An 8,650-nucleotide genomic window follows, 5' to 3' on the forward strand; every position below is an offset into this window, starting at 1 on the left:
CAAGAAGAAGGCAGAACACCGTGAAGACCACCACGATCAGCGACGGCCAAGGCCGAACCCTGTGGTCCGGGGCCGACCGGCCCGGAAGAATGCACGATCAGATCGCGATGCGCACCGAGGGCATCGCCGAGCAATTCCGCCTGCACCCACTGGTGACGGCCGAGGTCGACGAAGGCTACCGGGGCCCGGCCAACGAGTTCCCCGAACAGGTCAGCGCACCGCCGAAGAAGCCGAAGGGGGAGGATGCGTCACTCGGCGACCTGTACGCCTCGCGCGAGATGCGTCGCCGCCAGTCCTCCGCTCGGATCTGCGTCGAACACGCCAACACCGAGCACAAGCAGTGGCGCCCGCTGCAACGGTTCCTCGGGCGCCGCGAGCACTACGCCACCACCCACCGGGCCGTCGCCGGCCTGGTCTCCGACCGCGCCTCCCAGCGGGCCACTCGCCGCAAGCCGAGCACCGAACTCGTGACCGTCAGCTCGATGGCCTGCTGAATCACCCACCAGCCGAACCCCCAGACCAGCACGCCCGCCCTTCAATAGCCGACCACGTCGATAGAGGTCTGCGCCACGTGACGTGAGGTTTGAGCGGCGTGATGGCGGCCGTGAGGGCTGATCTGTCGAAGCGCCTCGGCCTCGCCGCAGCCGTTTCGGATGGCGGACTGCTGGCCGCTCGAAACAGGTGGTCCGCTTGAAGGACTGCTCGGTACGGTGACCCGGTGTGCTTCTACGCCATGACCTACTACAAGCTGCATTACGCGTGCGTTTCGTGCCGTGTCAGCTTCAAACAGCATGCCTATCCGCAGCGGGAGCACCTGTGCCCGAACTGTTCTCAACCCCTCATTTGCGCTGGTCACGACTTCGCGCCGCCGCCTCGGCGTGATGTCCGCGGTTGGTCTGTGGTGGCTGCGGTGTTGGGTGAAGGGCTGCGCTACGAAGGGCTGTCGGTGTGCGGGTGTGGCAGGGAACCCAAGTACCGCCCGCGGACGCGCGCTGAACTGCGAGTCCGTCGGACCATTGCCGCGAGAGACGGGCTGCCGCTGTCCGAGGCGCTGTCCCGACCGGACCCTCTGACCCCCCTGACGGACTGACCTCGCACCTCAACGCGCCTGGGCCCACCTATCGAGGCGTAGCACGCACAGTGCCGTCAGTGGTGTGTGGTGGGATGGCGGGATTGCGTCGTTGATCTGCTGGGAGCCCTCCGTGACGTCCGTGTATCCGTCCCTGACTCGTGTTTTGGCCGAGGCTTTGATGGATGTCCTGTGGTTCATCGATGGAAGCGAAGAGGAGCAGGTGGATCAGGACGACGCAGTCAAGGTCCTGGAGGGTGCGGCGGCCCGCTTGGTCAGCACCCTGTCGAATGATCAACAACGGGAGCTGATCGCCCTGCTCGGGGAAATGGCAGCCACCGAGACCAATCCAGCTCGCCGCAGGTTCCTGGAAGGGTTCCCGGCGGATTTCGGGCTCATCGCCGATGCCTCCTGAAGGAACGCAGCCACCTTCGCCGAGCACCGAAGGCTAGAACCCCAACCGCGCCCCTGCCACCACCCCGAACCCCCCAGGCCCAGGCGGGCGATCCGGAGCAGGGCGGGCACCAGTCGTCATCACTCCGCGGCCTCTCGCGACTCAGGGCTTCTCCACCGTCGTCAGCCACAGGCTCACGTACCGCTCCACGTCCACTCCCAACGCCACGTCCACCAGCGTCTGTTCGCGGAACCCCTCGTGGATCTCGGACTCGCCCGGGCGGGGACGGCGGTCGACGATCGTCTGGCCCCGGGTCGGTCCCGGGGCCAGGGCGACCTCGACCGGGAGGGGCTCTGTCGTGATCCCCGCCGGGTCGACGACCGCGCAGACGGCGCCCGCGTCACCGAGTCCGCCGGTGGGGGTGGGGTCGCCGGAGGTCGCCGGGTCGCGGTGGGCGAGGAGTTCACCGGCAAGACGCAGGCGCGGCTCGGCGCTCGCGCGCAGCCGTCGGACGTCGGCGGCGGGGACGAGCACCTGCTGGAACACGTCCAGCCCGTACATGGTGATCGGCACCCCGGCCGTGAGCAGGATCGCGGCCGCCTCCGGGTCGTGCCACACGTTGAACTCCGCGACCGGGGTGGCGTTCCCGGTCGCCACCGCGCCGCCCATGAACACGATCCGCTCGATGTTCCGCACCACCTCCGGGTGGGTGCGCAGGAGCAGCGCGATGTTGGTCAGCGGCGCCGTGGGGATGAGCGTCACCGGACGCGGTGAGGCCAGGATCTCCCGCCGCAGCAGGGTGACCGCGTCCACGTCGACCGGCCTGCGGGTCGGCGCGGGCAGCCGGAGGTCGCCCATCCCGTCCTGCCCGTGCACGTGCCGGGCCGTCCGTACCGGCTCGACCAGCGGACGCTCGGCGCCCCGCGCGACCGGGATGTCCCCTGCCCCGGCCTGCGCCAGCACGGTCAGCGTGTTGCGGACGACGCCGTCCAGGTCGGTGTTCCCGGCCACGCAGGTCACCGCCCGCACGTCGAGCCCGGGGTGGCGTACGGCGAACAGCAGGGCCAGGGCGTCGTCGACGCCCGTGTCGCAGTCGATGACGACCGGGATGGGCTGACCAGTCACGGCAACGCTCCTTGTCTCCGCGCGTAGGGAATCGACCCTATACAGGCCCCGGCCTCCGGCCCCGGGATCCTCGCCGGGCCGGTCGTCGTCCGGTCTCCCGCTACGAACCGGCCCGTCGCCGGGGCCGGCCCGGCCGAGACGGTGCACTCGCCGTCGGCCACCCGGGTGACCGGGCCGGGCCGGGCGCGCCCGGTGCCGGGGCGGTCAGGGCCGGGCGCCCGGCGCCGTCCGCGGGACCGTCAGGTCGGCGACGACCGGGCGGTGGTCCGACGCGGACGTGTCGAGGACCTCGGCGTGCCGAACCCCGATCCCGGCGGAGACGGTCACGTAGTCGAGGTACTTCCTCGGATCCCACGCCGGGTAGGTCGGTCCGCAGGGGCCGGCGACCGCGCAGGCGTCGGTCATGCGGCCCCACAGCGGGGCGAGTTCGGGCGCCGTGGGCTCGGCGTTGAAATCGCCGAGCAGCAGCTGGGGCTCGGCGCCGTCCTCTCCGAGGATCCGCAGGGTGTCGGCGATCTGCAGGGTGCGGACGGACGGGTCGGCACGGTAGTCGAGGTGAGTGCCGTAGACGTGCAGGCGCGTGCCCCGGAGACCGACCGTGATCTCCGGGAAGCCCGGTGCCGGCGCGGGCACGGGGTTCCGCTGCTGAGTGGACAGCCGGGTCAGCTCGTGGTTCTCGGCGGCGAGGACGGGGAGCCGGCTCAGGAGCGCGATGCCGAACCGCCGTCGGGGGGCCTGCGGTGTGACCCCGGGAAGGTCGTAGATGCGCCCGAAGAACACCCGCATGTCCAGGCGATCGGCCAGCAGCGCCGCCTGGTCCTGCCAGGCGCTCCGCTCACCCCAGTGGACGTCGACCTCCTGCAGGGAGACCACGTCGGGACCGGCGGCCTCGATCGCGACGGCGGTGCGCTCCAGGTCGAGCCTCCCGTCGTCCCCTGCCCCGGCGTGGATGTTGTACGTCATCGCTCGGATGCCGACCGGCCCGCCCGCCCGGGAGGAGGCCGCCGGCGGGCCGGGCCGTTCGACGGCGGGTAAGGCGGGCGCCACCGCCGCCAGGCCGCACATGATGACGAAGGCGGAACGGAGCGTACGGAGCGCGATCCGGCGCATGCGTCGTGTCTCCAAGGGCGTCGAGGGGTGGTCAAGGGGCGGGCACGGGCAGTGCGAGGGCGGTGCCATCCGGCCCCGGGCGGAAGCACACGGGACACACCAGTGCGCTCCCGTCGCCGGGAGACTGGCAGGATGGCTGCCATGGACATCTTGCGCAGGAACAACGTCACGGTCACGGGCAACCCCCAGGGCCCGGTGGTGGTGCTGGCGCACGGGTTCGGGTGCGATCAGAACATGTGGCGGGCGAACGTGCCCGCCCTCGCGGCCGACCACCGCGTCGTGCTCTTCGACTACGTCGGCGCCGGACGGTCCGACCTGTCCGCCTTCTCGGCGGAGCGCTACGCCACCCTGGACGGCTACGCCCAGGACGTCGTGGACGTGTGCGAGGCGCTGGACCTGCGCGGAGCGACGTTCATCGGGCACTCGGTCAGCGCCATGATCGGGGTCCTGGCCGCCGCCGCGGCGCCGGAGCGGATCGGCGCGCTCGTCATGGTCGCCCCCTCCCCGCGGTACATCGACGACACCGACTACCGCGGCGGCTTCACCGCCGAGGACATCGACGAGCTGCTCGGATCGCTGGAGTCGAACTACCTCGGCTGGTCCTCCGCCATGGCACCGGTGATCATGGGCAACCCGGACCGCCCCGAGCTGGGCGAGGAACTCACCAACAGCTTCTGCGCCACCGACCCCGACATGGCCCGCGTCTTCGCCCGTACGACCTTCCTGTCGGACTCCCGCGACGACCTCAAGACGGTCGCCGTGCCCACCCTGGTCCTCGACTGCGTCCAGGACGTCATCGCCCCGCCCGAGGTCGGCGCCTACGTCCACCAGGCGATCCCCGGCTCCCGTCTGGTCACCTTGGACGCCACCGGACACTGCCCGCACATGTCGGCGCCGGAGGCGACCAACGAGGCGATCCTCGCCTTCCTCGCCGACCTACGATGATGTGCCCCGTCGGGCAGGGCTCAGGCCCCTACGACGCCCGTGGCGAACAGGCGGGCGACGCGGCCTTCGCCGCCCTGCTCGAGGACAGCGCCGACGAGCTCTACGAGAGCGCGCCCTGCGGCCAGCTGTCCACCCTGATGGACGGCACCATCGTCAAGATCAACACCACCCTGCTGGACTGGCTCGGCCTCGACCGCGAGGCGGTGGTGGGCCGGATGAGGTTCGCCGACCTGCTGACCGTGGGCGGGAAGCTGTACCACGAGACGCACTTCGCGCCGCTGCTGCGGATGCAGGGCACGCTCCACGGCGTCGCCTTGGAGATCAAGCAGACGGGCGGCGGACGGATGCCGGTGCTCCTCTCCTCCGCGGTCAAGCACGCCGGCTCCGGCGAACCGCTGCTGATCCGCACCACCGTCTTCGACGGCCGCGACCGCCGCGCCTACGAGGAAGAGCTGCTCCGGGCCCGCAAGGCCGCCGAACAGGCGGTCACGCAGGCCGAGGCGGACCGGGCCAGGCTCCAGGACGCGCTCGCCGTGCTCCAGCAGTCCCTCCTCCCGCACGCCCTGCCGACCGTGCCCGGGGTCGAAGCCGCCGCCTACTACCACACGGCCTCACCGGACCGGCTCGGCGGCGACTTCTACGACATCTTCGCCATCGACGGCACACGCTGGGCGTTCTTCCTCGGCGACGTCTGCGGCAAGGGACCCGAGGCCGCCGCGGTCACCTCCCTGACCCGCTACACCCTGCGCGCCGCGGCCCTCCACACCCCCGACCCCATCGCCGTCCTCACCACCCTCAACACCGTCCTCCACGAGCGGTACAGCGGCGGCGACCCGCGCTACTGCACCGCCATCTTCGGCATCCTCGAACCCGACCCCGCGAGCGGCATAGCCACCGTCCACCTCGCCTCCGGCGGCCATCCCCCCGCGCTCGTCCTGCGCGCGAACGGCGACTGCGACTTCCTGCGCACGCCCGGAGGTCTGCTCGTCGGCATCGTCGCCCAGCCGCACTTCACCTCGGCCACCACCACCCTCGGCCCCGGCGACACCCTCCTGCTGTACACCGACGGCCTCACCGAAGCCCGTACCGGCACGGGCCGCGCCCACCTCTACGGAGACGAGGCCCTGCGCTCCTTCGCCACCGGCCATGCCGGCCACTCCGCGCACGCCCTCGTGGAGGCGCTCACCGGCCTGCTCGACAGCTTCGGCGAGGGCCTCGACGACGACACCGCGCTGCTCGCCCTCGGCATACCCCGCCCGACCCATCCGGCCCCCGGCCCTGCGACGAAGAACCCCTCATGAGCGATCTCAAGATCACCTCCCGCGACGCCGCGACCGGTCCCGTACTGGAGATCAGCGGCGAGCTGGACTACGCCAGCGCCGGCGAACTGAGACGACAGGTCACCGCCCTCGTCCTCCGACCGGGGCAGCGCCTGGTCCTGGACCTCACCGGCATGGAGTTCTGCGACTCCAGCGGCATCACCGCGCTCATCGCCGCCCGCAACCACGCTTTGGCAGCCCAGGCGGAGATGGCCCTCGCCGCCGTACCGGCCAACACACTGCGCATCCTCCGCATCGTCGGACTCGACCAGGTCTTCACGCTGTACGCCGGGACCGACGCGGCCACCCGCCCCTGAGGCCCCCGCGCCCGCCCCGCGCCGCCCTCCGCGGTCGGAACGGCGGTCACCCGTTGCGGTGAAACCGGGCCTCCACAGCGAAAGCCGGCGTGTCGGAGCGGGACACATGAGGGACGGGGTGCTGGAAGGCACCCTCCCGTCATGCCGCCGGCAGACCCGGAGGCGAAAGGACGTACCCATGCGGATAGCGCGGACCCTTCGGCCCCCACGGACGCGGCTCGTGACGACCGCTCTGCTCCTCACCGTCACCGGCGCCCTCTGCGCGCCCCCCGCCACCGCGTCGCCCGCCGGCGACCAGGACACCGCGTTCGTGCGGAGGGGACACCAGGTCGGCCTCGCCGAGATCGCCGCCGGCCGGGACGCGGCGAGGAACGCGGCCACCCCCTGCGTCAAGGCGGTCGGAGCAGCGCTCGTACGCGATCACACCCGGCTGGACGCGGGCCTGAGCGCCCTGGCCCGTGAGCTCGGCGTCACCCTGCCGGGACCCGCCGCCCCCGCGCCCGCGCGCGAGCCCGAAGACGTGCGGGGCCCGGCGCGGACGACCGCGTACGACACCGCCTGGCTCGCCGACCGGGCCGAGGCGCAGACCGAGGCGCTCGCCCTCATCGACGCGCAGATCGCCCGGGGCGACAACGCCCGGGCCGTCGCCGCCGCCCGCGTCGCGCGGCCGGTCGTGACCATGCACCTGGACATGGTCCGCGGCGGCACCTGCCACGGCGTCCCGGGCGGGACGACGTCCGCCGCCGGCAGCGGCGCCGACCTCGCGGCGGCATCGGGGAACGACCGCTTCGTCCTGGGCGCGGCGGCCCTGGCGGCCGGAGCCGTCCTCGCCGGGGCCGGCCTGTGGCTGCTGTCGTCGCGGCGGCGCGACGACGGCGGAAGGTGACGGGCGAGCCGGACCGCCGGAGCGCCGGCCCGCCCGGCCTTCCGGACGGGAGCGCGGGGACCCGGCTCGGCGCGTCGGACATCGTGCGCCCGACGCCCCTCCTCGCCGTATCGGACGCATGTGCGACGCCCGTTGTTCGCCTCGCCCCGCATCCGGCCCCCCGGGCGGCCCGGAACCCTCGTCATGCCACGCCCCGCACTGCCCGAGCCGGATCCCGACACCCTCGTCGTCCGGCTCGCCGACGGAACCCTCGTCCTCCTCGCCGACACCGACCCGGCGCTCGTCGAAGCGCACAGCCCTCTCCGTCGCGCCCTGCGCACCTTCCGCCACCAGGAATCGGCCGACCGCCGCGGGGACTGAGCCGGACGTACGGCCCTGCCCGCCGGATCCGTGCCGTGCCGACGGCATGACTCCGTCGTCTTCCGGATATGGCTTCACTGAAGAGCCGGGAATCCAGCAGCGGAGGGGCAGCGTCTGCCATGAGCGAGTCGGTCGAGGCCCCTGCCCGCCCCGCTGGGGAGGTCCGGCGGTGACCCCCGGGGACGAGGCCACCGCGCATCTGCTCGTCGCGGCCGCCTTCCACGACGCCGCGGCCAAGGCGGAGGAGCGCGGTGACAGCTCCGTCGGCGAGTTCTCCCGCGCCGTCATCCGCCGCTTCGAGGAGCACCAGCACCTGGAGGGCGCGCTCTACGACATCGTGCTCCAGTACGCCAAGGAGTACGCCTCGCCCGCCGACCTGGAGGCGCTGGAACGCTGGATCGCCGAGGTGACCCGCCACTGAGGGACCGGCCCGGGAACGCGGGGCGGGGCGGTGAGGACGGTCCGCGCGCCGCGCGCCGCGGCCTCTGACGGACCACGGGTGTGCGCGCCCGTCCGCGGGGCAGGCGGTCTCCCTGAGGCCGCGGCGGGGACACCTCCGCGGCCCCCGCTGGAGGCGGTCCTCGACGGCCGGCCTCCACGGAACGTCCCTGAACGGAGGAGTGATCGGCATGGCGGAGAACGTGTGGAGCTACGGCGAGGCTTTCGGCCACCTGGTGGGCACGGACCTGTCCGGCTGGAGGGTCGAGGCGACCGACGGGCACATCGGCAAGGTCGACAAGCACTCCGACGAGGTCGGTGACGCCTATCTGGTGGTCGACACCGGGGTGTGGATCTTCGGCAAGGAGGTGCTGATCCCGGCGAGCGCGGTGACCCGCATCGACCTGGAGGGGCACACCGTCCACCTCGACCTGACCAAGGATCAGATCAAGGACTCGCCGGAGTTCCACTCCGACAAGCACCTCGCGGATCAGCAGTACCGCGAGGAGGTCGCCGTGTACTACCGCACCGGCGGGCCCTTCGGCGGCGGCCCGAGCCCCGTCTGACGTCCGGTAGACCCGCGAGGCGGGGGCCCCCCCGGGAATGGGGGGGCCCCCCCGACACGCCCCCCCCCAGGACGCCCCGCCCGCCCCCCCCACGGGGGCGCGCGGGGGGGGGGGGTGTGGC

General features: G+C 72.5%; 11 protein-coding genes. 9 read left to right on the plus strand and 2 right to left on the minus strand.

Annotated elements, in window-relative coordinates:
* Together ACZ6RC_RS33225 and ACZ6RC_RS33230 are read left to right on the plus strand one after the other, a co-directional pair.
* Positions 1-494, plus strand: a 494-nt coding sequence (locus tag ACZ6RC_RS33225; RefSeq protein ID WP_469590581.1) for a transposase family protein, incomplete at its 5' end; no start/stop codon positions are given.
* A 708-nt stretch (positions 495-1,202) separates the two neighbouring features.
* A complete protein-coding gene (locus tag ACZ6RC_RS33230; RefSeq protein ID WP_469590584.1) occupies positions 1,203-1,484 on the plus strand; it encodes a hypothetical protein in 282 nt (93 codons plus the stop codon).
* Between the two features lie 141 nt (positions 1,485-1,625).
* Here the strand turns inward: ACZ6RC_RS33230 and ACZ6RC_RS33235 are convergent, their stop codons facing one another.
* On the minus strand, positions 1,626-2,588 hold the full coding sequence (locus ACZ6RC_RS33235) for a nucleoside hydrolase (protein ID WP_469590587.1): 963 nt from the start codon (positions 2,586-2,588) through the stop codon (positions 1,626-1,628).
* Between the two features lie 204 nt (positions 2,589-2,792).
* Entirely contained in the window at positions 2,793-3,698 is a 906-nt protein-coding gene (locus ACZ6RC_RS33240; RefSeq protein WP_469590589.1) for an endonuclease/exonuclease/phosphatase family protein, read from the minus strand.
* A gap of 141 nt (positions 3,699-3,839) precedes the next feature.
* On the opposite strand from ACZ6RC_RS33240, the gene ACZ6RC_RS33245 reads away from it, so the two are divergent.
* From ACZ6RC_RS33245 to ACZ6RC_RS33275, 7 genes are all read left to right on the plus strand, one after another.
* Positions 3,840-4,643 carry an alpha/beta fold hydrolase gene (locus ACZ6RC_RS33245; RefSeq protein ID WP_469590592.1) on the plus strand — a complete coding sequence of 268 codons (804 nt, stop codon included), beginning with the start codon at positions 3,840-3,842 and terminating at the stop codon, positions 4,641-4,643.
* Positions 4,640-5,944: a PP2C family protein-serine/threonine phosphatase gene (locus tag ACZ6RC_RS33250; RefSeq protein ID WP_469590594.1), complete on the plus strand. Its 1,305-nt coding sequence runs from the start codon at positions 4,640-4,642 to the stop codon at positions 5,942-5,944. The genes ACZ6RC_RS33245 and ACZ6RC_RS33250 overlap by 4 nt, the downstream gene beginning before the upstream one ends.
* On the plus strand, positions 5,941-6,279 hold the full coding sequence (locus tag ACZ6RC_RS33255; protein ID WP_469590597.1) for an STAS domain-containing protein: 339 nt from the start codon (positions 5,941-5,943) through the stop codon (positions 6,277-6,279). The genes ACZ6RC_RS33250 and ACZ6RC_RS33255 overlap by 4 nt, the downstream gene beginning before the upstream one ends.
* Before the next feature lie 220 nt (positions 6,280-6,499).
* The gene (locus ACZ6RC_RS33260) at positions 6,500-7,165 is read left to right on the plus strand and encodes a DUF4142 domain-containing protein (protein WP_469590602.1); all 666 of its coding nucleotides are present in this window, start codon (positions 6,500-6,502) and stop codon (positions 7,163-7,165) included.
* Between the two features lie 183 nt (positions 7,166-7,348).
* Positions 7,349-7,525 (plus strand): hypothetical protein, encoded by a 177-nt coding sequence (locus tag ACZ6RC_RS33265; protein ID WP_469590605.1) that lies wholly within the window; start codon positions 7,349-7,351, stop codon positions 7,523-7,525.
* A 169-nt stretch (positions 7,526-7,694) separates the two neighbouring features.
* On the plus strand, positions 7,695-7,946 hold the full coding sequence (locus ACZ6RC_RS33270) for a hypothetical protein (protein ID WP_391136666.1): 252 nt from the start codon (positions 7,695-7,697) through the stop codon (positions 7,944-7,946).
* A 208-nt stretch (positions 7,947-8,154) separates the two neighbouring features.
* Complete coding sequence (locus ACZ6RC_RS33275) at positions 8,155-8,529, plus strand: PRC-barrel domain-containing protein (RefSeq protein ID WP_391136663.1); 375 nt, start codon at positions 8,155-8,157, stop codon at positions 8,527-8,529.
* Positions 8,530-8,650 lie beyond the last annotated feature (121 nt).

It is taken from the genome of Streptomyces sp. NPDC048353, from assembly GCF_055587165.1.

Bases quoted from the DNA above. Each gene is read 5' to 3' on its own strand.
- ACZ6RC_RS33240 (WP_469590589.1), bottom strand. From the start codon at position 3,698: ATGCGCCGGATCGCGCTCCGTACGCTCCGTTCCGCCTTCGTCATCATG.
- ACZ6RC_RS33255 (WP_469590597.1), top strand. From the start codon at position 5,941: ATGAGCGATCTCAAGATCACCTCCCGCGACGCCGCGACCGGTCCCGTA.
- ACZ6RC_RS33265 (WP_469590605.1), top strand. From the start codon at position 7,349: ATGCCACGCCCCGCACTGCCCGAGCCGGATCCCGACACCCTCGTCGTC.
- ACZ6RC_RS33275 (WP_391136663.1), top strand. From the start codon at position 8,155: ATGGCGGAGAACGTGTGGAGCTACGGCGAGGCTTTCGGCCACCTGGTG.
- ACZ6RC_RS33245 (WP_469590592.1), top strand. From the start codon at position 3,840: ATGGACATCTTGCGCAGGAACAACGTCACGGTCACGGGCAACCCCCAG.
- ACZ6RC_RS33250 (WP_469590594.1), top strand. From the start codon at position 4,640: ATGATGTGCCCCGTCGGGCAGGGCTCAGGCCCCTACGACGCCCGTGGC.